This is a genomic window from Thermotoga profunda AZM34c06 (assembly GCF_000828675.1).
Classification (GTDB): domain Bacteria; phylum Thermotogota; class Thermotogae; order Thermotogales; family DSM-5069; genus Pseudothermotoga_B; species Pseudothermotoga_B profunda.
This window is the reverse complement of sequence record NZ_AP014510.1, coordinates 857,899-883,433: the sequence shown is the minus strand read 5'-3', so window position 1 is coordinate 883,433 and position 25,535 is coordinate 857,899. Positions and strand designations below refer to the sequence as shown.

Annotated in this window: 27 protein-coding genes; 11 read left to right on the top strand and 16 right to left on the bottom strand. The window is 37.1% G+C overall.

The annotated features are described in order from the left end of the window. Nucleotide 1: 1 nt before the first annotated feature. From TSP02S_RS04200 to TSP02S_RS04135, 14 genes are all read right to left on the bottom strand, one after another. Nucleotides 2-1,291, bottom strand: coding sequence for a glycosyltransferase family 4 protein (locus tag TSP02S_RS04200; RefSeq protein WP_041082125.1), 1,290 nt, complete (start codon nt 1,289-1,291; stop codon nt 2-4). Further along, a complete protein-coding gene (locus TSP02S_RS04195) occupies nt 1,288-2,115 on the bottom strand; it encodes a MurR/RpiR family transcriptional regulator (RefSeq protein WP_041082123.1) in 828 nt (275 codons plus the stop codon). Before TSP02S_RS04195 ends, TSP02S_RS04200 begins: the two co-directional genes overlap by 4 nt. Continuing rightward, entirely contained in the window at nt 2,105-3,298 is a 1,194-nt protein-coding gene (locus TSP02S_RS04190) for a glycosyltransferase (RefSeq protein ID WP_052465312.1), read from the bottom strand. The genes TSP02S_RS04195 and TSP02S_RS04190 overlap by 11 nt, the downstream gene beginning before the upstream one ends. After that, on the bottom strand, nt 3,295-5,829 hold the full coding sequence (locus TSP02S_RS04185) for a glycoside hydrolase family 38 N-terminal domain-containing protein (protein WP_041082122.1): 2,535 nt from the start codon (nt 5,827-5,829) through the stop codon (nt 3,295-3,297). The genes TSP02S_RS04190 and TSP02S_RS04185 overlap by 4 nt, the downstream gene beginning before the upstream one ends. Next, a complete protein-coding gene (locus TSP02S_RS04180) occupies nt 5,826-6,899 on the bottom strand; it encodes an ABC transporter ATP-binding protein (protein ID WP_041082120.1) in 1,074 nt (357 codons plus the stop codon). Before TSP02S_RS04180 ends, TSP02S_RS04185 begins: the two co-directional genes overlap by 4 nt. Before the next feature lie 8 nt (nt 6,900-6,907). After that, nucleotides 6,908-7,702 (bottom strand): carbohydrate ABC transporter permease, encoded by a 795-nt coding sequence (locus tag TSP02S_RS04175; RefSeq protein WP_041082118.1) that lies wholly within the window; start codon nt 7,700-7,702, stop codon nt 6,908-6,910. Continuing rightward, on the bottom strand, nt 7,699-8,553 hold the full coding sequence (locus TSP02S_RS04170) for a carbohydrate ABC transporter permease (protein ID WP_041082117.1): 855 nt from the start codon (nt 8,551-8,553) through the stop codon (nt 7,699-7,701). The genes TSP02S_RS04175 and TSP02S_RS04170 overlap by 4 nt, the downstream gene beginning before the upstream one ends. A 58-nt stretch (nt 8,554-8,611) precedes the next feature. Beyond that, entirely contained in the window at nt 8,612-9,874 is a 1,263-nt protein-coding gene (locus TSP02S_RS04165) for an ABC transporter substrate-binding protein (RefSeq protein ID WP_041082115.1), read from the bottom strand. Between the two features lie 117 nt (nt 9,875-9,991). Then, a complete protein-coding gene (locus TSP02S_RS04160) occupies nt 9,992-11,125 on the bottom strand; it encodes an ROK family transcriptional regulator (RefSeq protein WP_232503769.1) in 1,134 nt (377 codons plus the stop codon). A gap of 1 nt (nt 11,126) precedes the next feature. After that, a complete protein-coding gene (locus TSP02S_RS04155) occupies nt 11,127-12,347 on the bottom strand; it encodes a glycosyltransferase (RefSeq protein WP_041082111.1) in 1,221 nt (406 codons plus the stop codon). Nucleotides 12,348-12,360: 13 nt separating this feature from the next. After that, nucleotides 12,361-13,179, bottom strand: a complete 819-nt coding sequence (locus TSP02S_RS04150; protein ID WP_041082110.1) for a carbohydrate ABC transporter permease — start codon at nt 13,177-13,179, stop codon at nt 12,361-12,363. Continuing rightward, entirely contained in the window at nt 13,176-14,054 is an 879-nt protein-coding gene (locus TSP02S_RS04145; protein WP_041082108.1) for a carbohydrate ABC transporter permease, read from the bottom strand. Before TSP02S_RS04145 ends, TSP02S_RS04150 begins: the two co-directional genes overlap by 4 nt. A gap of 9 nt (nt 14,055-14,063) precedes the next feature. Next, entirely contained in the window at nt 14,064-15,236 is a 1,173-nt protein-coding gene (locus TSP02S_RS04140) for an ABC transporter substrate-binding protein (protein ID WP_041082106.1), read from the bottom strand. 131 nt (nt 15,237-15,367) lie between these two features. Beyond that, entirely contained in the window at nt 15,368-16,936 is a 1,569-nt protein-coding gene (locus tag TSP02S_RS04135) for a hypothetical protein (protein ID WP_052465311.1), read from the bottom strand. A 177-nt stretch (nt 16,937-17,113) separates the two neighbouring features. Here TSP02S_RS04135 and TSP02S_RS04130 point away from each other — a divergent pair, with 177 nt between their 5' ends. From TSP02S_RS04130 to TSP02S_RS11205, 11 genes are all read left to right on the top strand, one after another. Then, the gene (locus tag TSP02S_RS04130; protein ID WP_041082104.1) at nt 17,114-17,293 is read left to right on the top strand and encodes a hypothetical protein; all 180 of its coding nucleotides are present in this window, start codon (nt 17,114-17,116) and stop codon (nt 17,291-17,293) included. A 57-nt stretch (nt 17,294-17,350) separates the two neighbouring features. Further along, nucleotides 17,351-18,757: a radical SAM/SPASM domain-containing protein gene (locus TSP02S_RS04125; protein WP_041082102.1), complete on the top strand. Its 1,407-nt coding sequence runs from the start codon at nt 17,351-17,353 to the stop codon at nt 18,755-18,757. Next, a complete protein-coding gene (locus tag TSP02S_RS11180) occupies nt 18,758-18,883 on the top strand; it encodes a hypothetical protein (RefSeq protein ID WP_269763778.1) in 126 nt (41 codons plus the stop codon). A gap of 83 nt (nt 18,884-18,966) precedes the next feature. Continuing rightward, entirely contained in the window at nt 18,967-20,709 is a 1,743-nt protein-coding gene (locus TSP02S_RS04120) for an ABC transporter ATP-binding protein (protein WP_041082101.1), read from the top strand. A gap of 882 nt (nt 20,710-21,591) precedes the next feature. Next, a complete protein-coding gene (locus TSP02S_RS10980; protein WP_094122519.1) occupies nt 21,592-21,687 on the top strand; it encodes a Cys-rich RiPP peptide in 96 nt (31 codons plus the stop codon). A 354-nt stretch (nt 21,688-22,041) separates the two neighbouring features. Beyond that, nucleotides 22,042-22,575 (top strand): radical SAM protein, encoded by a 534-nt coding sequence (locus TSP02S_RS11125; protein WP_232503768.1) that lies wholly within the window; start codon nt 22,042-22,044, stop codon nt 22,573-22,575. A 70-nt stretch (nt 22,576-22,645) separates the two neighbouring features. Next, on the top strand, nt 22,646-23,020 hold the full coding sequence (locus TSP02S_RS11120) for an SPASM domain-containing protein (protein ID WP_232503767.1): 375 nt from the start codon (nt 22,646-22,648) through the stop codon (nt 23,018-23,020). A gap of 45 nt (nt 23,021-23,065) precedes the next feature. Continuing rightward, complete coding sequence (locus tag TSP02S_RS11115) at nt 23,066-23,416, top strand: hypothetical protein (protein WP_052465310.1); 351 nt, start codon at nt 23,066-23,068, stop codon at nt 23,414-23,416. Next, complete coding sequence (locus TSP02S_RS11030) at nt 23,302-24,177, top strand: ABC transporter transmembrane domain-containing protein (RefSeq protein WP_232503795.1); 876 nt, start codon at nt 23,302-23,304, stop codon at nt 24,175-24,177. Before TSP02S_RS11115 ends, TSP02S_RS11030 begins: the two co-directional genes overlap by 115 nt. Beyond that, nucleotides 24,174-24,308, top strand: coding sequence for an ATP-binding cassette domain-containing protein (locus TSP02S_RS11210; protein ID WP_332370269.1), 135 nt, complete (start codon nt 24,174-24,176; stop codon nt 24,306-24,308). Before TSP02S_RS11030 ends, TSP02S_RS11210 begins: the two co-directional genes overlap by 4 nt. Nucleotides 24,309-24,446: 138 nt before the next feature. Further along, the gene (locus tag TSP02S_RS11205; protein ID WP_052465308.1) at nt 24,447-24,659 is read left to right on the top strand and encodes an ATP-binding cassette domain-containing protein; all 213 of its coding nucleotides are present in this window, start codon (nt 24,447-24,449) and stop codon (nt 24,657-24,659) included. Here the strand turns inward: TSP02S_RS11205 and TSP02S_RS04105 are convergent. Together TSP02S_RS04105 and TSP02S_RS04100 are read right to left on the bottom strand one after the other, a co-directional pair. After that, the gene (locus tag TSP02S_RS04105) at nt 24,656-25,261 is read right to left on the bottom strand and encodes a nucleotidyl transferase AbiEii/AbiGii toxin family protein (protein WP_052465307.1); all 606 of its coding nucleotides are present in this window, start codon (nt 25,259-25,261) and stop codon (nt 24,656-24,658) included. The genes TSP02S_RS11205 and TSP02S_RS04105 overlap by 4 nt on opposite strands. Next, nucleotides 25,194-25,454, bottom strand: a complete 261-nt coding sequence (locus tag TSP02S_RS04100; protein ID WP_041082100.1) for a hypothetical protein — start codon at nt 25,452-25,454, stop codon at nt 25,194-25,196. The genes TSP02S_RS04105 and TSP02S_RS04100 overlap by 68 nt, the downstream gene beginning before the upstream one ends. Nucleotides 25,455-25,535: the final 81 nt, after the last annotated feature.

The window sequence follows — 25,535 nt, the reverse complement described above, 5'->3', positions numbered from 1 at the left end:
TTCAAATACGACTCAAGATCTCTTGTAAATAACCTTGAAGACTTTGTAATGAAAGGTATTTTTTGCCTATTTCAAAATTTTTTTCGACGTTTTCTGACAGTGCTTGTTCATTTGACAACAAATCACTCAACCTTCTTGCAGCCTTTTTGAGTACATCAACATCTACTCTATACAAACCTTCTGCTTTATCATAAAAAACTTCATCGCCAAGTGATACAAAATCAAACCCAAGTGGAGCAATATCACTTTTGTAGACAGGATACTCAAAGATGACAAGTGGTTTTTTTGAGAAAACTGCTTCTATGAGTTGATTTCCCCAGCCTTCGAGTACCGAAGTATAGGTTATTGCATTTGAGATTGCATACATGTCCCAAAGCGAATAGTACTTTTTGCCACTGACAAACCGTGTAGATCTAACCTTTTCAAAAACAAAATGAGTCTTATAAGACATCATCTGAGCTTTCTTTAATAACTTTTGATAGTACTGTTCAGACTCTTGTTCAAAAAAACCAGCGATAACAAAGTGAACTCTATCTTTGCTCATCTTGAAAAAGTATTCCACAAAATCCATTGCTATCTCTATTGCCTTTCTTTGAACTATTCTGGTTCCATGCAAAATTACAATGTCTCTTTCATCAATACCAATCGATTTTCGTAGGTCTCTATTGTAATCGTCTATTCTCCAGGCTGGTTGATCAAAATCAAAGACGTTAGGTATTACCATAGAACGAATACCTTTTCGTTTGAATAGTTCTTTTTGTGCAAGACCGTTTATGGTAATATGAAAAATTCCATTGTCCTTTGGAGGAAAGTATTCGTCTAAGATCTTTGCCACAAAATCACTTTGAGGTCTTGAGTATCTCTCTCTTTCCCAATAGAAATCATGGTGATGCCCAATGATTTTTATTTTTCTTGATCTCGCATACTCTGTTATTGCAACAGCGGCAGCCAAGTTAAATCCAAGAGAAAGTACGTTGTTGACTATCAAAAGATCTACAGAAAGATTTGCCATTTCGAGCTCTTTTTTGATCTGAAAAACATACTCTTCGAATACCTTGATAAAAGTTTCCTGATCGACTGAGAGCCCCTCAAAGGCATTTTTGTGAATCCAGAGATTAGTTGGATTTTCCATCGAAAGAGAAGGTATCTTTATACCATCGATTTGATTCAATTCTCCAGCAACATAGAAAACATCATGCCTCATCTTTTCAAGGACTGTCTTCCATTTCTCCATTTCAAGGGAGACACCATCGGTTTGCCCTGCCCTAAAATGGACTAATGCGATCCTCATCTTTGTTCATCCTCATATCTTTTTGGTTTTAGAACTTGCGATAAACCTTCAAGGTGTTCTTCTTTCTCTACGTAGATTTTCTTGAGTATCACTCGAAAAAGTATTTCAATAACTGCGAGTTCGCCGAGATTTCCCCTTAGAAACTCAAGTTTTTCAAATCTTGCAACTGGGCTATACAAAACCACGTTCGCCACAGAAGATAAAGGTGAATTCACCCCGGCAGTTATCGCAACTGTCTTTGCCCCCACATCTTTTGCAACCTGTGTTGACTTTACTGTATCCCTAATATTCCCACTGTGACTCACAGATATAACAAGATCCTTTTCACACAAACCCGTCGCAACTATAACCTGAGCGTGTGGATCATTGTAATAAAATGATGGTAGTCCCAACAGCGATAAAAGTAAACTCCCATACTCGGCAGCGACTGCTGAAAGTCCAACTCCGAAGAATATAGTCTTTTGAGATTCGACAACCCATTCAGCAACCTTTTGAAGGTCTTCCTTTTTAAGAGTTGTCGCTAAACGTTCAATCAAAGATCTTATCTGATCGATGTATTCATCAAATGCATCCTTAGCAGTGGAAGGGAATGTTTTGGCACCACTTATCTGTTTAGTGAGCTCTATCTTGAAAGACTGGTACCCATCGAATTTCATCTTTCTGATCAATCTGTATATAGTTGTTTCACTAACTCCAATAATTCTTGCAAATTCTGTTATAGAGTAATGTATAACATCATCTGGTCTTTCGATGATATAAGATGCAACCTTTTTTTCTGCTTCGCTGAGTCTGTCGTAGATACCAAGCAAATGATTAAGTATCAAGGAACCACCTCTTTACAAAATTCCCTTTTTGTTTTTGGAAGATTTCAAGTTGCTCAGTTATAAGTTTTTCAGCCTCAAAACTATCCATGTCTTTTGTTCTTTCAACAAAATCAGCTACACGAGCAAAATAAAAAGGTAAAAGATTCAAAACAACTTCTTCGTCCCTTTTCTCTCTGTATTTTAGTGCAAGATCATAAACCACTTCAACCCAATCTTGAGCATTCACAATTCCACTTTCAAGGACTGATTTGATGATTTCCTCGCGCACAGATATTTCATTATCTAATCTCTGTTGCAAAGTTGTTTTTGCCCTTTGTTTTAAACCATTCAAATCCACAACAATCTCTTCAACAGGCTGATCTGGCTGTTCACCGTAAACCTCTGTGGGAACAACCGTCGCGACATGTCTCCAGATACCTTGGTATTCGATCATCATGTCAAAAAGTGTTTGCACAACTTGTATGAACATACCTTGAAGATGTTTTCCTGGGTCTTTCACATCATGTACCTTTGCACCAAGCGAAGCTTGTACAGGGGGTTTATCCAGTTCATTTATCGCGGTTGTGGTCATCCATATATCGATACCAAAACGCGCAACATTCGTCTGCCAAACTTGCTCAGGTTTGCTCAAATAGATTTCAATCAATTTCGCCCCTATTGCGAAGTCACCCCCGATTGGTTGGCGAACCTTCAAGCCATACAAAACGGATGTGAGTGGATAACAGATATTATTGGTGATCGTACCATCATATTTATGGCGAAGATAAAATGGCGTCACATAATCTGTTCTCCCTTCAAGAATCGGTTTTGCCAGTCTTTCAATCCACCATGGTTCGACACTTCTTAGATCTGAATCCAACATTATGAAAACCTTAGCTTTCGCTTTATGAGCTATCTCAAACAGCGCTCTCACAGCGCTTCCCTTGCCTGGTATACCTTTGTATTTGATAGATATCTTTGGTATACCAAAAGTATCGCTCTGTAGAAAAGTCTCGGTAGTTTTGTCAACGGAACCTCCATCTGAGTTGGCTATCAAACCAGTTAACCCCAAATTTCTAACTCCTTTTGCCGCAGTTTGAGCAACATAACCTATCGTATTGGCGTTGTTAAAACTGGGTATGCCAATGACGATATCACATCTTCCAAAATTGTTCGGTATGTCGTTGTGATATTTCACTTTCATTCCTCCTTTAGAAGTTCAACTATGTAGTCATAAATTCTTCTCTTCGCCCTTACTTGATTCAATTTTTTCATTAAATTTTTTGGCATCTTTCCTTTATTGAGCGTTAGAGAAATTTTCAATTCAAGCTGAGTTCTTTTCTTGCTGAGAATCTTGTGTTTCAACAAGTGGTATTCTGAAGAATTCTTTTTGGCTTTCTTCAATCGATTTTCAAGTAAATACACCTGTTTTGTGATCTCTATGATCCTTTTTCTTATAAGGTTCAAAATTCTTTGAGAAGTAGTTACCTTGGACACAGAAGATGGGAAAGCAGGAAAATCATAGATCTTGAGGCTGACATTTTGATCAATGTGCTTCAATTTAGAGTCAACCAGAATCGAAGATATCTGCCCTGGTTTTAAATCATTTACCAATTCTGAATAAGGGTTATAGACGACAAGTCTATTTTCTTCTGTACAAACCCACGGGAGCTCGCTGGTATAAAGATTCAGAGACCTCAACTCTCCTTCTTCATTCCTCAGAGAAATCGTCATTGGTGGATCGTCAAACAAACTGAACCATTTGAAAAATTCCTTTGATTTAGCGTGCAAGCTCACATCGCAGATTGCCAACTCAAAATTCATTCTTCCTTCACACTTAGCATCTGGAACATACATCAAAGGACCAGCATCACCAGATCTGCCTTTTACATCACCCTTTGCAATCCATTCCATACTCCTGACAAGGTCAATCTTTATATCACCGCATTCATCGACTTCATATTGATAAACACCTTTTGCCATAACTGCTTTGGTTCTATCATTTGACAACGCCACAAAACCTTGAAAAGGAAATTTTCTGACAGGTTCAACTTCTCTCGCCGCAAGTAAAACAGAATTGAGTTCATGACCTGCATCTAAATCGAGTAAGTCTTCATCTATTCTTTTTCTTTCAACTATCTCAAAAGGCATCTTTACCAAAACCTTGGAATCAGTATCAAAGGTCTTTGTCACAAAACTCAAAACATAATTTTTTCCATTAAGGTCGGTAATCATTTGCCATTTCACCAACGGAGATTGATCGAAAATAACCTTCTCTTGTATTTTTATCAGTATGTTTTTTGCTCTAATAATTCTCTGAAGCCTAATTATTTTGTGTTTCTTGCCAGCTCTTTCAACTTCAATTCTCAGCAAATGCGTTGAAAAATCTAACTTCTCCGTACTTGTGGAATAACTATCTCCCAGTTCTTTTTCAAGGTTCAAAATACCAGTCAACATATCGTTTACCCTTAAAGTACCATCTTCACAAAATTCGGCTCTGTAATAATCATTTTCAAAAGAAAGTGTTTGATCTTTGATTGGCCGATCAACATCGAATAGTTCAAAAAACCCCACACCATTGCTTTTTAATCTGTAACACTTCTTACCATCGCAGTGCCAATGGTCATAATCAAAAGGCAGAAAAGATAAGACATATCTTCCACTTTTAAGCTCAGTCTTTTTGAGAGCTTTGGTTAATTCATCTACAAACAATGTTTTGAGTTTCAAATACATCTTTTTGTAATCTCTTTGCATTTGCCTATGTATTCTGTCTATACCCACACCACAGATATTGTCATGAATGAGTGTCTTCAGATATGTTCTGTACCAATCTTCAATTGATCCACCATTCAAGAAACTCAGAAACTCTACATATCTAAGTATTTTTCCAACCACATATGACTGTCTCTTCAAGTAAACTCTTGTTGAAAGCGTCCCAGGAAATACGCAGGCATACTTTCCGCTGATCATCTCACCATTCACAATTGGAAAGTGTACAGGTTTTGAGAATATATCTTTTAAAAAATCATCTGGTGTTGTTAAAATAATTTCTTCGCCAAGAACTTTCATGGGGTCTTCAGGATTCGTATCAAGATCATATCCATCAAGAAGTGGTATCAGACCAGTCAAAGAGAAAGGTTTCAGCTTTTTCACTTCATGCCACAATCTTTTCTTTGCAAGGTCTTTTGTGAGAGAAAGACCATATAGATTCCTATAACCACCTATCAAAAAGATACATTTAACTTTTGAGCCATCAGGTGAGCTCCAAAAAAGTTCAATCGAAGGTTTTTCAACACCAACACCTCTCCATATAAAAGCACCATCGATACCGTATCTTTTCAACAACTGTGGAAGTTGAGAGATGAATCCAAAATTATCAACCATCCACGCAACTTTTGTATTGGCGCCAAATTCTTTCATATCCTTTCTGCCAATCTGCAAATTCTTCAAGATAGCCGATTCAGGAGAGATTCTGAAATCTATTTGAGAATAGAGAGGACCTATCAACAGATTACCCGATCTCACAAACTCTTTCAGCTTGGGTTTCAATTGAGGAGATTTATTAATTAGATCTTCCAAGATCAGAGTTTGTCCGTCAAGTACATAAGTGTACCTTTTGTTTTTTTCGATCAAATCAAAGAGTTTTTGAAATAATTCTTCCAACCATTCGTTTGTTAAAGACGACGGAGCAAACCATTCTCTGTCCCAGTGAGTATGACATATGACACAGTTCAAAGTTCGATCCTCTCCCCTGTTAGCGGATTAAAGAAATGAACCCAATTGAGATCAACATGAATCTGAATCTTTTCTCCCTCTTTAACTGACAGATCGTATGGAATTTTGGCAACGATATTTGTGTCATTACCAATGGAAAGGTGAAGAACTGTCTCGGACATCAATTTTTCGGCAAAATAAACAACGCCAGTAATCGGTACCGAATGATTAGATTTTTCTAAATAGATGTGTTCTGGTCTTATGCCAATAATGAGTGAATCCATCTTTGGATCGGTTTTCAGTGGTATTTTCAAGTCGAAGTTTTCTGCAAAAAATTCGTTGCCAGTTGAAACGATCCTCACGGGAAGGAAATTCATCTGAGGTGACCCGACAAAACCTGCTACAAAGATCGTTTTAGGTTTTTTGTATATCTCTTCCGGTGTTCCATACTGAATGATCTTGCCCGCATTCATGATTGCTATCTTGTCTCCCATCGTCATGGCTTCAGTTTGATCGTGCGTGACATATATGGTTGTAACCTTTACCTGTTCATGCAATTTCTTGAGCTCACTTCTCATTCTCACCCTCAAAAGTGCGTCAAGGTTTGATAAAGGCTCGTCCATCAGCAAAACCTTAGGTCTGTGGACAATTGCCCTCGCAACTGCAACTCTCTGCCTTTGACCACCAGAGAGTTGTGAAGGAAATCTATCCAAGAGTTCTGTGATATGAAGCAAATCTGAAACCCATTTTATCCTCTCATCTATTTCTTTCTTTGGTACTTTCTTGAGTTTCAATGGATATGCTATGTTGTCTTTCACCTTCATATGTGGCCAAACTGCATAACTCTGGAAAACCATCGCCACGTTTCTATCTTTCGGAGCGATATTACTCACATCTCTCTCGTCGAAAAGAACTCTTCCTTCAGTGAGTTTTTCCAAACCAGAGATACATCTCATCAAAGTTGTCTTGCCGCAACCTGATGGACCGAGTAAGACAACAAAAAGGCCCTCATCTATTACAATATCTATTCCATCAAGGGCTTTCACATTGCCAAAATACTTTTTCACACCGTCAATGGTTACTCTGGCCATCGAATCACCTACTTTAGAGAGATTCCCCACATAGAGATTAGATATTTTCTTATTATGAATATGAAGACCAAAGCCGGTACAGCCATAATAGTTCCGGCGGCAAACTTGAAATAATCAGGTGAAGCCATAGCAGTACTCAGTATATGAGCGGGTAGAGTTCTATTGGTTATCGCAAGCACAGATGCGGCAAAAACCTCGTTCCAAGACATTATGAATGCGAAGATCGCCGATGCCGCAAGTCCGGGTAGGGCAAGGGGCATCGTGATTCTCAAAAAGGCACCAAATCGCGAGAGACCAAAAATCATACCAGCTTCTTCATACTCAACAAAAACCCCAGAGAAAATACTCGAGGTTATGAGTACAACAAAGGGTAATACCATTGCTGCGTGCGCAAGTGCAACACCAAACATAGTATCAGCCAGATTCAACCTCAAGTATATGGTTATGAGTGAAACTGCTATTACTACGAGCGGCACAGATCTTGTAAAAAGCATCACAAGTTTTATAAAATTTTTTCCACGAAAAACATACCGAGTAATTGCATATCCTGCGGGAATGCCAAAGGCAAAGGAAATAACTATAGCTATGAGAGCAACTTGAATACTGACCAACATCGCCCTCCACCCACCCAGATTCACAAGCAGTTTGTTGATATGCTCAAGGGTGAGCTTTGATGGCAAGATTTTATTCATACTGTAAAAATCTGAAGAAGGTGTCAAAGATGCAAGAAAAATGAAAAACAACGGGCCCAAGAACCATAAACTAACACCTACAAAGACAAGTACATAGAAGAACTTTTTCATGTTCTCACACCCTCTTCAAGATGTTTTGAGCGAATGGTGCCAATATAAAACCACCCAACGATGAAGGTTAGTATCGCTATTATCAAAGCATAAGTACTTGCGATATTTCTATTATTTCTGAAAACATACCAATAATATGTTTCTCCTGCGAGAACCGTGATATCTCTTCCAGCCAAAAGCCAGACAACACCAAAGATTTGAAATGCAAAAAGCGTTCTGACAAGCAAAGCCGAGACAATAGAAGGTTTGAGTAAAGGCAATGTGATCTTGGTGAACTTTTTCCAAGGTGAAAAACCAAAAACATCTGCTGCCTCAAGATACTCAGCATTTATCGACTGTAATCCAGCAAGTAAGATTACAAAAACCAAAGGTGTTGCTCTCCAAATCTCGGTAAGAATAACAACGAGAAATTCTCTTGATTTGAACATATAGCCAAAAAAATAAAGTGGTTTTTCTATCCAATTCAAATTGAGCAATATTTTGTTCAAATAACCATTTGGAGCAAATATAGAATAACTTATCAAAGCAGCTGTGACATCACTCAAGGCAAGTGGCGTTGCTATTATATATAAGAGAATCTTGTATCCTTTCCATTTTTTGTTTATCAGCAGAGCGAACATCATCGCCAGGATAAACTGAATGGGTATGACGATTATACCAAGTATAAGTGTATTCAAGAATGCATTTTGAAAATCCTTCGATGAAAAAACTTCTCTGAAATTTTCAAACCATCCCTTTGGATTGCTGAATGCGAGTTGAAAGGTACCAACTATGGGATAACCAATGAAAATAACAAGATATACAAGAGCCGGGAGTATCAACAATGTAGGTATCAGAGATTCTTTTTTCACATGAATTCACTCCCCAAAAACAAAAGGTAGGCGGCATAAGCCACCTACCTTTCAATTATCAAAATAGGCTCGAATCTGGTTCAGGTAACGGTGCTCCTACCTCTTTGAAGAATTGTCTTATCTTTTCTCCAAGTTCTCCTATGACCTTAGCAGGATCTTCTTTGTTCAAAACAATTCTTGTGAAGGCCTGACGATATGTTTCGTTGAATTCTCCACCTTTTGCTCCAAGACCAGGGATGAAACAAACAATCGAATCATTAGCAGATGATTGATTTACAACACCCTGTGCGAGTATCTTCAAACCACCTTCTGGTATCTGACCAGTAGCTTCCTGTACCACTGGGAAGAAACCAACATTCTCCAAGATTGCATTTTGAGCCTTTGGACTGGTTAAGAAATCAAGAACCTTGAGCGGTTCATTCATATCTGTGCCTTTGGGTACTGACAGACCGACAAGAACAATGATATAACCTCTTCCCATTGGGCCTCTGGGAACTGGAACCACCACAAAATCATTTGGTTTCTCGACAATCGCCTGTTTAATCCTCGCTGTATGATCCCAAGCGATCATTACTTCACCTCTTAAAAGAGGTTGATCCATATTATCCCATGTCGTACAGGCGGGGTGAACATACTTGAAAAGCTCTCTCAAATAATTCCACATCTCAACTGCCTTTACACTGTCAAATTTCAGAGCCTGAGCGCCTGTATAAGATGGATAGATATGACCATGCAAGAATCTATGCCATAGACCCTTAGGACCCAAAGGAAAACCGAGTTGTGGTTGCTTGGTTTTCTCCTGCATATTCTTTGCCCATTCGAGTAAGGCATCATATGTCCATTTTTCCGTTGCATTCATAACATCTTGTTGTGTTAAACCCTTGGGTAAATAATCAAAAGCCTTTTTGTTAATGGCAAACGCAAAAGTTGCCTGTAACCATGGGAAGAAGACCTTTTCTTTTCCAACATATGTGTACTTTTCAAAGGTTTGTACAAAGGTCTTATTGGCAAACTTCACATTTGAAAGATCTGCAAGAAGTCCTCCTGATCCCATCGTGTAAAGCCCGCTTTGAAGGTCTGCAATCAGATTTAAAACTATTTTTCCTGCCTTTTGCTCAGCTTCAATCCTACTCAACAAATCGGTGTACTCGAAGTTGAGAAATTCAATCTCAATTCCTGAGCTTTTTGCATAATCACTCAAAAGTCTGATCATAAATTCTCTTTCAGCAGCAGGAGTCATCTGAGTCGAACCGAAGTTAACCTTTGCAAAAGCAAAAGCCACAACAACAACCAAAACAAAGCCAACTAACAACTTTCTCATACAAGCACCCCCTTATGTGGATGAAAATTTTTTTCTTAAGTGCAATACATATAGAAAATTTTCTACCACATTTTTACCACAAGTTACATATTTTGTCAACAAAATTAATACATGGCTTCACTTCACAATCTCGTGTAAAAATCTGTGGACTGTTGCTGTGGCAACACCTTGTTCCCAATCGGCTTTCACAATGGAGAAAGTTATATCGTTTACGAATTCCCTGTTGAATCTGTTTTTTATATACCTTTTTAAGAATCTTGCCATCTCTTCATTGACCATACCTTCTCCAAGTAGAAAGACAGAGGAAGGTTTGAGTACCATCAAAAGATTACCAAGGATTGTTCCAAGCATCTGGAAGGCTTTTTCGTAATAACTCTGTACAGAATGAAAATCCTTGGATGCCATCGATCTAATGTCTTCTATAGTTTCTCTATACTTCTCTTCTTCGTTCTTTGCAAAGTCTTCAAAGTCTATTTCTTGATTTTTGTAAGCCTTGAGTATTGCATATTCAGAAGCATGATATTCTAAACAACCAATTTGACCACAATAACATCTTCCCTCTGAAGAAACAATTGTATGTCCAATCTCAAAATGCTGAGTTTGCCCTCTGGTCCAGAAACTTGCTCCTATACCTGTACCATATGTAAGAACAAGAAAATCAGATCTTTCAGTTCCCGAGAGTGCATAACACAATGCATCAACATCGTTCATTAGGATGAATCTTCTTATTCGAAAATCCTTCATTAAAATTTTTCCTATATCCAGATCATTCACATTCATTAAGTGTGAAACTACAATTTTACCGTCTTCGACGATACCCGAAGAACATATACCAACACCAAAGAGATTATCACAATTGAGATACTCAAGTACCTCTTTAAAAACCTGTGCATAACCATCGTTGTTTCTCAAGTGTGAAAGAACTCTCAAACCGTGGCTTTTCAACGGTTTCATGGTCGCATCAAACAATGTGCCACGTACCTCTTCTCTACCGATCTTGACACCTATTACAGACCAGGCGTTTGGATTTATCTTCACAATCTGAGATGGTCTTCCTCTATTCTGTGCTACTTCTTCAGAACATAACAAACCTTCTTCTTCGAGTTCTCTGATTATATAACTCAAAGTACTCAAAGAAAGATTAGTCGCGCGTGATATCTCTGTGCGCGACATCTTCTTTTGATCGAAAATGTTTTTCATGACATTCATTTTGTTCCTTTTTCTCAAAACGGGTGCAGGCAATTGTCCCACCTCATGACGATAGAAATGCCTTCAAATAGTTCTTGAGATTAACCGTTATTATGAAGTTTTCCACTACAACTCTTCTTCCAACCTGACCCATTCTTTTTCTCAAATTTTCATCCTTCATCAACTTGATTATATAATCGGCAAGTTCGTGCTTATCGTGTGCAAGATATCCACATTCGCCATGTTTGACCTGTATCTTCACACCACCAACAGGTCTTGCAACTACAGGCACATTTTTATAGAGAGCCTCACTTATAACAAGACCAAAGCCCTCTCTCGTTGCCGTATGAAGTGCCACAGTAGACATCCTTTGAATCGCATTAACTTCTCTGTTCCCCACACCATTTAAATTAGTACAAAAGATTATGTCTTCGTCAGTACCCGCGTATCTTATGACCTTTTCGAAAAACACCCAACCTTCAGGATCGTCTGAAGCCATGGCAGAAACAATCGCCAATTGGACAGATGGTTCTACTTTCTTGACCATTCTGTAGACATCTATCGCCGAGAAAAGATCTTTCCATGGATCGAATCTCGCAACGACCGTTATCAAAGGCCTTTGCAGATCTATCTTCAATCTCTTGAGTGTTTCTTGTACAAAGGCATCATCCAGCTCCATATTTTTCTCGCTCAGAGGATCTATACTCGGTGGAAAAGCTATGCATCTATCAACAACATCCCCAGGAAAATACTCATCAAGGTGAAAGATCATCTTATCATATCTTTCCAAATATTTTGCAAACCTATTCCAAATTACCTTATTTGGTGTCGAAAGATCTATGTGACATCTCCAAAACCACTTTGTCGAAGGTTTTGTTTTTGCAAAAAGCCTTATTGCAGCTGGTTGCGGATCGTGAATTACAACTATGTCTGCATTTTCATCTATAATTTTCGCATTTTGTTCACACACATTTTCGTACAGTCTCCACTCCTCTTCAGAGATCTCAATCTGCGCACCTTGAAGTGTGTTATGAAACTTTTTTGTCACATTAAAAAATTCATTTGGTGCTTGTATCGCATACCAATCTGTATCAATTCCAACAGATCTCATCAGTGGCACTAAATTCTGCAAAATCTCCGCAACTCCACCTCCAAAGGCAGTTGCATTCACGTGTATCACTCTTTTACCTTTAAGAGGTTTGGCAAGTTCTTTGATCTTTTCAACCTCATCATTGATGATATTTCTGTACTCTTCAATAGACCTGTCCTTGAGATTTACCTTCATATTATTCCTCCTTTTATTTCAAAGACCAACCGATCATACCCTTAATATAATATTTTTGTAGCAATAAATAGACCAATATGGGAACGATCATAACAATCATTGCCGCCGCAGATAACAATCCCCAATCTACATGATAGACACCCCTCATCAACGGTATTCTCTGTGTCGCAAGGAGTTTGTCTGGAGAATATATAATTATGAGTGCCAGGAAAAAATCACTCCAAACCCAAGTAAACTGCAAAGCAAAGGCTGAGCCTATCGCAGGTAAAGCTAACGGCAGAACGATCCTGAAGAAAGTTGTTATATCATTTGCTCCATCTATTCTCGAAGCCTCCTCCATTGCTTTTGGTATGGTCACGAAAAAGTTTCTCATGAAGAAAGTGATCCATGGAATACCCCACGCCGTATGAACGATAATCAATCCAAGATAACTATCTATCAAATTCATTGCATTCAAAAGTTGAAAAATCGGCACGGCAATTGTCTGTTGTGGAAGAGCCAGAGTAATAACCACAAGCGTGAACAAAGGTATCTTTAAAGTGAATTTGTATCTTGAAAAACCATAACCTGCCATGGTGCCAAATATAAGGGGCAAAACCGTCGCAGGAACAGCCACTATCAACGAATTCACTATACCTTTCGACAGATTAGCCGTTGGGTGATTCAAAGCATCTACAAAATTTTTCAAACTCGGTGTAAACGAGTCAAATCTCCACCAACCATTCAACAATTCCTCCAGAGGTCTTATCGCAGTCATGAAAACACCAAAAAATGGAATGATCCATATAAAGGCAATCAACCATCCAAAGAGTGTAAAGAAAGACTTTCTCATGCTTGCTCATCCTTCACAGATCCAAGAAGTGAAAGCCCCACACTAAGAGTTGAGAGAGTCAAAATAACGGCTACAACTGCTGAGCGATTAAAATCAAGAGTTCTGAATGCATAGGTGTACATCTGCAAAGCAAGAACATTTGAAGCTCCACCAGGGCCACCCATTGTTGCTATATAAACAATATCAAAGACCTTCAGTTCCCAAAGCAAAGTCATGGTGATTACAACCACTGTCACAGGTTTCAAAAGTGGCACGGTTATTTTTGTGAAGATTTTCCACGGTCCTGCACCATCTAACTGTGCCGCCTCGTAGTAGTCCTTGGGTATCGTTTCTAAGCCAGCAGAGTAGAGTATCACAGAAAAACCTGTCCAGAGCCAGACAGATCCAAAGATAAGGGAAAGCAATGCACTATCTGGATGTGCAGTCCATGTCCTTGGCTGAACTCCAAAGAGACTCAAAAATCCATTTATAATGCCGAGATTTTTGTCAAAGATGAAACTTATCATCACACCTCCAACAACCATAGGCATTACCATACCAAGAAAGATGATGGATTTTATTATAGATCCACCTTTTACATTTTTCAGAAAAACCGAGAGAGTCAACCCCAAAATAATTATCAGTGGCAAATGAATGGCTATCCAGAGCAGATTATGAACAAGGGCTCCCAGGGGAAACCCCCTGGAAAAGCCCCTAACATCTAATATTTCTTTACTCTTGAGAACATTCACGTAATTTTTCAATCCAACAAAATCTCCATTCGAATCAAGAAAGCTCAGCAAAATTGTTTTCAAAACTGGATAAACAACAAAGATCAATAGCAATGTCACAGCTGGTAAAACAAAAAACAAAACATAGCGTTTTTTAGTTTTCATACTTTTCCATCACTTCTTAGGCGCCTTCTCTTGCAATGTCTGTATAACTTCATTGAGTCTGTTTGGTTGTACCCAGAGTAATTTCAACTGATCCCAGAACGCAGGTTGGAATTCACCACCAATAGAATCATCAAGATCTGGCAAGGCTGTTACACCTTCAATTATCTTGGCAACTTCTCTATCAACCTGTGGATAATTTGAAAGATCAATTCCAACAGCCGTTGCTATATGACCACCTTGCTTTACCTGAACAGCCTGTCCCTGAGGACCAGAGAGCCATGCGATGAGTTTCTTTGCCTCTTCGGGATATTGAGTGTACTTAGATACAAATGCATAATCGGCACCAAAAACAACACCCTTTGCTCCTGGTAGTGAGAACACACCAAGATCATTTGGATTATCTACCATACCGGTTATCCAACTTCCCATAAAATAGAGTCCATAATCACCGTTCCACCACTGTTTTAAGACAAGTGTCCATTCCGTTGGCTCTCCAAAATATTTCTTGTTTAGCAACGACGTCAATTTTTCAAATGCATTTCTGACTATGTAACTATCCCATCTAACGTTCCCTGCTATCAAATCGAGTTGCAACTCAGGTCCACCAAAAGTTATCAAGAAATGTTCTGTAACATCTGAAAGAGGCCAGCCAACGCCATCGCCACTCGCAATAGGAGCTTTGATACCGGGTATGTTCTTTATTTTTTCGAGCAACGTGACAAACTCTTCCCATGTCTTTGGTGGTTGTAAACCGTATTTTTCAAAGAACGATTTTCTGTACCAGAATCCTGGCTTAACCTTCCCGGTGTAGGCAACACCGTAGAGCTCCTTACCGACTTTTACCGCATCAAGCGATCCTGGTAGGTATTTACTCTCATCGATCACATTGGTGAGAGGCATGATGTGTCCCTTTTGTCCGTATTCTCTTATAAAACTCGCCCACATGAAAATAACATCACCAGGTGTTTTTTTCGCCGCAAATTGTGCAGGTAATAGGTTTGCAAGATCTTCTGCCCTGTAAATCTTGTACTCGATCTTTATCCCGGTTTGTTTCTCAAACTCACGAAGAACTGGCATGAAACCTTCCATCTCTGCTCCAGACCATGGACCTATGACAGTAAGTGTTACAGCACTTAGAACACTGGCGAGTAACAATAAAGAGCCAACGATCCACCTTGACATATACACTCCCTCCCCTTTCTGGCACGCAGGCCAGATTTTTGTTGTAACATGAATTAATTCTATAGACATAATACAGCAAAATATGTCATCTGTCAAGTTGATCATCAGGATAGATCATTCCAGAGTTTTTTCTAAACTAACGCTCTCAAGATTCTCTCCAATTTTCTTCTCACTCTACCATCTTCTTCACACCAGAAAGCAATAAAGGAAGGCTGTACTTTGAGTGAATATTTTTTTGCAAACTCTCTCATTATATCTGGTCCTTTCAACCTGATTTCAAACCTCACACCATCGTACCTTCCGTAATTCCTCAGAAATTTATCCAAAAGTTTTCTGTCGCCCTCTTTCAGTTCGATATATTTTTGAATGAATCTCTCCAATTTTCTTTCACTCATTCTCTCAAGAGCTCTTTTTACAATTTCTTTTCTTCCTTCAATATAAGGATGTGCTTCCACCATAGAAATAACAAATTCCATGGTTTCATATCTTTTCAACATATGATTTTTGAATATTTCGATGTCTTTGAGCGATTTATATGCCCCTTCAAGCTTCTCTTCCCCTGAAAGGTAGTTTCTATCAACCAATGCTGTATAAGTAGAGAGGAAAAGAAGTAGTCTTTTGTGAAAAGAAAACTTTCCAAGTTTTTCTGAGAATATATTAAATCTTCTTTCAATATCCACCTTTACCCGCTCATTCCATATGGGGAATGGAATTTTTTCATCAACGTGTGTCAGTATCTTTCTTATAGTGTTTCCACGAATTGTTTTTGTCTTTCCTTTCAATATATCCGAGATACCCTTGGGACTGAGATTTTTTTCATTTTGAGCAACTTTTTCAATATAATTTCTCAGCTGAGCTGTGTTTAAATAACTCGATTTAGTGTAGTCTACTACAAATTTTTTTGCTTCTTTGAGAAGAGGTACATAATGTTCTGGCACGGGAAGAGAAGAAATAACACGTGCTGTGTTGTAAATAAACAATGAATTGATGTTTTTTTCTATAACAAACAAAGTATCCAACGCTCCAAAGAGGTTTCCAGGAGCTTCTTTGTAATAACCGAGCCAGAAAACAGCTTTTTGAGAAAGATCATGAGCAATCTTTGGATGTCTTTCTTTTACGTCCCATGCAAAATCATTCAAAGAGGCAATAACACCAGTTGGATGAGGATTAGATTTTGCCATTCTGTAAGCTTGTATATAATTATGAACAGCTTTAGAAAGGTTTTCCCGACTTGCCTCTCTTCTTGCCTGCGCAAGATACAAAAATGAGAGTGTTTCTTCATCGATTTTGTATCTGCTTTTCCACAACCGTATCTTTCTTGATACTTTCAGACCACTTGCTTCAACACTCATCAGAACACTTATTACATCATCTCTAACCGATCGAGGCATCTTTGAAAGATTGTGCTTCAAATATTTGTAAAGCTCCAAATCCAACTGACCTGTGTTTTTCAAAAATGAGAGTTTGTTTGCTAAAAGAAGATATTTCACAGTTCTGAGTCTACAGCTTTTCATAGCTTTATCTGTTCTTTGAATTGCTCTCTTAAAATTTCCATTCCATGCGTACTTTAAAACACAGACAAATTCCTTCCAATCTTTTGAAAGATTTCCCTCACAAACAAGAAAATTAACTATTGGCAAAGAGAATGCTCCATATTTGAAAATTGCTTTCATTTCCTGTGCAGGTTTCTTCATCTTCATCACTTCTGCTATAGTTATACCTCAAAAAATCAAATTGTTCAAAATTACATAAAAATAGATAGTAAAATTGCTTTCTATAAACTGGCTTCAAACACACCAAAAGTTGAAAACCATATAAAGCATGACAAAAATTGAAGTGGGAGGAAGGGAAGAGGGAACAAAGGGAAATGAAGGAGAATGCTTTTAACCGTTCTTCTAATATTCTTGTTTTTACCTGGAATCATCTTCGCTGATAAGACAGAAGCAGGTAACGAAACTCATTCTTGGAGGCCTGGGGTTGACAAAGTTGTTGCAAACTATCTCCAGAAAAACGGGGTTTTTTACGATGATTACCAAACAGCAAAACACGGAACATGAGGTAAGTTGTTTTTACTTTTGTTAGTGAATAATAACATTAAGAAGGGGGTGTGATTAATGATCAAAGAAAGTTACTATAATTTTAGAGTGAAAACAAATAATGGTGAACTTCTCTTATACAACACAAAAACAGGTGCAGTTGCTTTGTTGAATAAAAAACTTTCTCATGAACTCTTTAGGCTTTTGGAGGGAAGACAGGATTTTCCCAGCGAGTTTTTGTCATCCTTGAAAAATGAGGGATTTCTTGTATCTGAAGAAGACGATGAAATTTCTGAAATTCGCTCTTGGCATTTAAAGCACATAAATGATCCGCGTTTCATTCATTTAACATTACTCCCTGCTGAAACCTGTAATTTTGCATGCCCTTATTGCTTTCAATATCGTAGGCGAAACAAATTTATGAAACCAGAAGTCTATGAAGCAATATTGAATCTAGTGGAGAAACTCGCTGTAGAAAACAGCAAACGCGGAGATCAAACTTTTCTGAGAATCTCATGGTTTGGTGGGGAACCCCTTCTCTCAATTCAAGGAATCACCTATTTTCATAAAAAGTTGGAGATATTATGCCAAAAGCTTCCTATCAAAACAAGTTGTTCAATTGTGACTAACGGGTACCTTTTGAGCAACGATGTTGCCAAAAAACTAATTGAATTAGGAATAACGGATTTCCAAATAACCCTTGATGGAGACGAATCGAGCCATGACAAACTCAGAGTACTCAGAAATGGTAGTCCTACTTTTCAAACGATTTATCAAAATCTGATAAATATCTCAAATACAGATCTGAACTTCAAAGTTGCGATAAGAGTAAATTTCATTAAAACAAGTATTGAATCCGCAAAGAATTTGCTTCAAAAGTTCGTAAAGGACCTTGGAAACGACTCTCGTTTTATTATATACTTTCGCCCAGTATATCATTTTGAAACTTCTAGGAACGGTATTCAATGTTTGCTGAAGGACATTTTTGATCTTGAAAATGGCTTAAAACAACAACTGCAATTTACATTGAAAGTCTTGGAAATGTTGGCACCTTTGCGACAAGAAGTCAACTGGCTTTCACCATATGGAAAGGCACTTGAAATATTGCCAGCTCCCACTCCTTGTTGGTGTCAAGCAGAGCGACGTTATAGTTACATAATAGGAGCAGATGGTTTGTTATTTCCATGTGATACTTTTGTTGGTAGCAAAAATCATAGTATTGGCTCTCTTTTACCCAACGGTGAGATGGTTTATAATGAAAAAATTCTCCAAAAGTGGAAATCTTCTATATTTGATGATCCTGATAGATATTCTAATTGTTTGAAATGCAAGCTTCTTCCGATTTGTATGGGCGGTTGTAAACGCGTTAGGTTATCATCTGGCAATACTGTTTGCTATTTGAAGGAAAAAGATATCTTGTTTACTATGTGTAAATACACTGAAATTCTTGAAGATAGAATCTCTTCCCCAAAGGAGGTGGGCTAAGTGAAAATTCTTCGGAAAGCTTTGCAAATCAAAGATATTTCTGATATCTACGAGTGGGAATGTGCTCAATTTACTGGTTTTTGTTGCTTGAGTGGTGTTTGCTGCAAATCTGTATTAAACGGCTGATTATGAAAAAAGGGGGAGAGATACTCTCTGATACTCTCCTTCTTTACTATCATTACTAAAAATGTTACTTGAGGAGGAGAAACATGAATTTTAAGAATATCCGAAAGATCTTTCGTTTTTACTCTTTAATTCAAAAGCGGTTTTTGATACTTATACTGGTAGGCGGTTTTCTTGCAACATTTTCGGTTGTGTTGGGCTTTTTTATTCCTCTTCTTGTGAGAGATGTTATCGATGGGCTGACAAATATGCAGTTGAAATTGAACACGATTTACCTCCTTGGCATAGTTTATGGTGCATCGTTTGTTTTGACTTACGTTGGGGATCAGATCTATTTGAAAGCAAAATACAGAGCTGTGTCAGATTTGTCCAGCCGCATTTTTAATCAATCGTTTTTCTTTCCCTGGCAAAAGCTCAAGCAGCAAGGCTCTGCTTATTATGCTACCTTGATCAATCATCAACTCAACGAAGCTTTTTTTGTACTGGACTACGGTTTTTTCCGAAATGCCTTGGTGATAGTGCGTACCATATTTGTTTTGGTGATGGTTTTCATGTGGAGTAAGATCTTCTTTATTTTGTTCGTGGCGAACGCCGTGATAGTCGGAATCTATCTGAACATCATCGGCAGGGTAACAGAACGGCCGTATTCTCGAATGTACGAACTTCTGCGACGTGTAACAAATTTCATTACCGAAACATTTGAAAACATTCACGAAGTTCTCGCAGGAGGAGCTCAGAAAAAGCGGCAGGAAAAATGTAAAGAAATGTACCAGGAAGTAGCAGATGTCGTTCTAAAGGCGGAACTTCCCCGCTCGAGATTCGACAAAGTGATGATAGATCTACCGGAATACTTTACACGACTCTTCATCCTCATTTATGGAGCATACCTTGTGATAGGCGGAAAAATGACTGTGGGAACGATATGGGCGTTGTGGAACTACTTTTCTTTCATCACAGAACCTTTATATATGTTTCGGGAACTTGCTCGTATTACTACGCGAGTATCAGCAAATCTTGATGCTGTGCTTGACTATTTCAACGAAGTAAGACGAGCTGAAGAGGCTTTCAAAAAATGCGAAATAAAACCTATTTCTGGAAGTTCTGTTTACGAGCTTGTAGATGTTACCTTTGGCTTCGAAAAGGGGAAATCTGTTTTAAAACAGATCAATTTTTATGTACAGTCCTTTGAGATTACTGCCATCGTTGGGCTTTCTGGGGAAGGAAAGTCTACACTGCTGAACATATTGCTTGGTCTGGAACAGAATTATGAAGGGATGGTGAAACTTTTTGGAAACGATTTGAAGCAGGTAATGCCATCGGTTATTTTCGAACATGTTGCTTTTTATTCCCAGAACGTTGGTATATTCAACGATACTTTGGAAAACAACATAGTCCTTGGAAGAGAGTACAATGAAGAAAAACTCGAAAAAATCATAAAAGAACTTGGAATAGAGCATCTGAGAGGAAGAAAACTGGGGGAAGGAGGAAGCTTTGTCTCAGGAGGTGAAAAACAAAGAATCCAGTTTGCCAGGCTTTTTTATGCAAACAAACCTGTTGTTATTTTAGATGAACCTCTCACAAATCTGGACACTATAACTGAAAAACTCCTGCTGGAGAAACTGGTTGGATTTTTGAAAGAAAAAACAGCTATTATGATATCGCACAAACCGAACATTATCAGAGTCGCAAGTAAGATAATCTTCCTTGAAAATGGAAAAGTTTCTTCTGTTGGAAGGTTCGAAGAGTTGATGCAAAACAACGCAATATTCAAAAGGATAATAGAAACATACGTGAATGAATCGAAGAAGATCGCTGATAAAGATGTCTGAACCACTTACTGGCATGAACCACAGAAAAAGGGGGTGCGTTTCTACACCATTGTTGAAGTTTTTCAATCCAGATAGGAGAGGCTTTATTCAATGGAGAGTCTTTCTCTGATCTTACAGATTTTCAAGTATTTTCTTGAGTTTCTCCGCTGATATACCCACTTCACAAATGATTTTTCTTATAAGTGATTCCGGCAGATCTTTTGCATGAAACGAGAGGTTATTTACCATTGTTGTGCTTGTAAAACACATAACTTCTTTTTTGACGCAAAGGATGTGCTTCCACCATAGAAATAACAAATTCCATGGTTTCATATCTTTTCAACAAAGATCATGAGCAATCTTTGGATGTCTTTCTTTTACGTCCCATGCAAAATCATTCAAATCAGAACACTTATTACATCATCTCTAACCGAATTTGAAAATTGCTTTCATTTCCTGTGCAGATTTCTTCATCTTCATCACTTCTGCTATAGTTATACCTCAAAAAATCAAATTGTTCAAAATTACATAAAAATAGATAGTAAAATTGCTTTCTATAAACTGGCTTCAAACACACCAAAAGTTGAAAACCATATAAAACGTGATAAGAAAAAATAGGGGATAAATAGTGAAAAAAATATTAGTCGTTCTTTTAATGTTATTCTTAGTAACATCAATATTTGCAGACAAATCAGATGTGGACAACAGAACACATGGATGGAATTCCATAATTATTGAGCTGAATCTGACAATTAACAATTGAATTTGGTGAACAAAAAAGATCAATGTCAATTGCTTAGTTGTATCTTCTGTTTCGATAATCAGATTTAGGAAAAAATGAATTTTTCTGCAAAGGTGTATACCGGTGTACATAAAATTTACAAATGAAAGGAGGAATGACATATGCAGAAGATGCCAAAACCAATCATTCCCAATGATTATCTGAAACCAAAGCAAGGTTGCGGTGGCGCCGGACTTGTTTGTGGATGGTGTGGTTAACCTTAGAATCTTTTTGCCATAATTGAAACTTCTTGTGGTGACAGATTTCTTTTAGATAAAGTTAACTTCGATTTTTATAAATTAGATGAAAATATACAAATTGCAAAACATGATTGTTCTTTTTTGTTTTGGTGTGAAAATCAAAGCATTATAATTAAAAAAAGTGCTTTATCTTCCCTTCGCAAAAAATGGTAAAGAACAATGAAATACTACGTTTGGCACTAAATCTATCCCAAATTTGTACATTGAGATGTAAATATTGCTATGCCAATGTTGGAACATATGGTAATCCTGGTTTTATGAGTAAAGATGTGCTGACTCGAACCCTTGATTTTTTCTTCCAAATTATATAACGTGCATAATGTTCATGTTTTTGGGGGAGAGCCACTTCTAAATATTGAAATGATAGAAAAATTACTTGAAATTTTAAAGCAAAAACATCAGAAGCCAAGGATAACTATAGCTACAAGTTTGTTTGTTTCCGAAGAAATTGTAGAGTATCTCGTCAAAATTTGCAAATTTTATGAGAAGGATTTTCAAACTTATGTGGTCATTAGTCTTGATGGTCCAAGAGAGATTCATAACTATACAAGACCCAGTTCTAATAACATGGGTAGTTTTGAGCAAATAATAAGAAATATAGAATTATTTAGGCAAAATAATATTCCTATATCGTTTGAAGTCACCTATACGAGTTTACATGAAAAATTTGGATTAGACATTTTGAAGATATACAGATATTTCTATAAAAAATTCAACACTATAAATATTACTGTTGCGCCAGTGTATGACTGGAATAATTCTTTAGGCAGAGAATTGAAAACTAATGTTTCTATGGTTTTAGAATATTACAGAGCGTTGTTTTTTATTAAAAAAGATTCGCAGTAGTGAAAAACTGAATGATTTCGAAAAAGTCTTTTTAAACAGTTTACTAAAAAATTATATTAATCCTTCAAATTTGTCTGGAGATTTGATTATTAGTACTTTTTGCCCCGCTGGATCAAATTCGTTTATTGTAGATATTTTAGGGAATATATACCCATGTCAATTAGTTGTAGGAGATTCAAAATACAGGATATCGAATGTAGTTGAACATAATGAAGAAAGAATACTTAAAGATATAAAAAGCTGGAGATCTTCTGCTCTGAAACAATTCGTGCGGGCTAAGCATAAAAAATGCAGAGATTGTTATTTTACTTACCACTGTAATAGATGTGTTTTCAAGCGAGAATACGAAAAAGATATGTTTAAAACATGTGATGTTGAAAGAAAAATACTTGAAACGATAATAGAAGTTGATCCATGGTCTTTATCTTCCACCTTAGAAAAATAACGAAGGGTTGTTGCACAATGTTTATGAAATACTATTCAATGAGGGTTGATAGTTTATGAGAGTACCTTCATTCAGCAAAAGCGCCAAACACACATTCAAAAATTCGAGCGAAAATATAAAAAACACTATCCATTGTTCTTTTTTCTTGAAGCGCTATTTTTGATTATCAACATTCTCATTCCGTTGTTCATCAAAAATACAATTGACAGTGCGTTTTATAAAGGAAACATTGGTGGAATAATGCTCTTTTCTGGCTTATATTTGCTTATTTTATCTCTTCAATCTTTTATCATGTACAAACTCAACTACTCAGTAGCCAGATATCTGATCAACAATCCACGAACAAAGGAATCAAAAAGTGCTTATGCAAAGATATTATCACTATCGATGTTCTGAACTCTCAAAATGTGAACAATTACCTCTCTATCTTTGTAAAAGATATTCCAAAGACAGCCACAGGAATTTATCTTGGAAAACTACAATTCTATTTCAATTTTGGATTCTTCGTTATTGTTCTTGGAATATTGTTCATTTTAAACGCAAAGTTAACTGTCACCGTCCTCATCAGTGCATTTATGTTCTATCTGTCGACATCTGCTCTTAAGAAGTTGGTTATTAGAGCATCTCAAAAAGATAGAGAAAATTATCAGGAGTTCATGAAAAGAACCAAAGAATCAATCGAAGGAATATTCACTCTGAAACAGTATTCCGATTCAAGATTAATAGAAAATCTTACCAATACGAGCGCTAAGGAATGGAGCAAAGCAAACATTTTAGCGAGAATGGCAAACGAACTATCCAGCAAGAATGGTGAAATAAACAAAGGGATCGGAAATGCCATGGTGGTGATTGGTTTTGGAGTTTATCTTCTCTGGAAAGATGAGATAAGTGTTGGGATGCTCGTAGCATATAACTCTTACATGAACTGGATATACGATATCTTGAGGATGATGATCACGGGCCTAACAATGTTTTTCTCTTCAGTACCAAACTGGGAAAACTTTGCAAATATTTTCTCAATGCCCTTCGAAAAAGCAAACGGAGTAAGACTGGAAAAATTTGAAAAATTAGAAATCACACATGTGGAATTCAAATATAACGATGAAACCAAAATTCTCTCTGATTTACATTTCAAGCTCAATTTGGGGACAGAATAGCCATTGTAGGGAGTTCAGGGGCAGGGAAGAGCACATTTGTTTCACTTTCCAATCGATTTCTTTCACCCACAAAAGGAGGGATATTCATCAACAATATTCCCATTGAGGAATATTCTCTTTCATCTCTTTGAAGAAATATCATTGTTATTCATTCGAATGACTATCTTTTTGACATTTCTATAAGGAACAACTTCACTTTATTTGAAGATTTTTCAGAGGAAGAGATAAACAGAGCACTTGAGATATGTGAATGTGGGTTTGTTGAAGATATGGAGAATGGAATAGATACAATTGTTGGAGAAAAAGGAGTAAAACTTTCAGAGGATCAAAGGCAGAGAATTATTCTTGCAAGGGCTTTAATTAGAAAACCACAGGTGTTGATACTGGATGAAGCTACTTCTGGTATAGATAGTGAGACAGAGGAAAGAATTCTCAAAAGAATACTAATTGATAATAAAGATGGGTTTTTCATAAATAACTAAAAAGATTTTATAAAATCGGTAAAGAATTTCTTTATACTGAGCCATTTTTCTTCCACTTCTTCAAAATCTATGTTTTTCTCTGCGTCTTCGAAATACACCAATGCCTTAAGGAATATAAGTGGATTATAACCTTCGTATTTCCTCTCAAGCATTGAAAGTAATTCTTTCATATTCCATTTATGAATGTTGATTAAATACCATAAATCAAAGAAATCTTTTTTGAGTCCTCTTTGAGCGATTGCGCTCATTTTCATACAAGCAATATCTTTATCATGTGCTAAATAAAGATTTCCGATTTTGTCTGGTTCTTTTAAAAGTGGATATGAATATTCAAATAATGAAACCTTAATCCCATCTAATTGAAAAATAAGCGTTTGATTATCTTTATAAATAAATTCTATGTTGAAATGTTTGTATATCGCGTTTTCGTACATGTTTGAAAAACTTTTTTCAGGAAAAAGGAAAAAATCAAAATCCAGAGAAGGCCTATGGTTGTACTTCAAGCAAAGAGACGTTCCACCAGCAAGGTAAAAATCATGGAAAATGTCTAATTGTAGAAGTTTCTCTAAAACTTTCATTTGATTTTCTCTCAATTTCTTCATTAGAAACCTCCAGCAAAATTTTCCAGAAACTTCTATCTTTACCATAGAATCTGTGGAGGTTGTTTAGAAAAATTTCTTTCAGTTTCTCTTTATGGTATTCGCTCAAAAGCCATTTTAGATCATCCACATTTCCCAGAATCATTTTTCTAATAATTGTTTCAACACCCGTACAATAATCCCAGGAAAAATTCATATTCTATCACCTTTTTTATTTTATCACAAACTATGAACAGGATATCGCGCTGAATTGCAAATACGGAAAATCCATACCGGT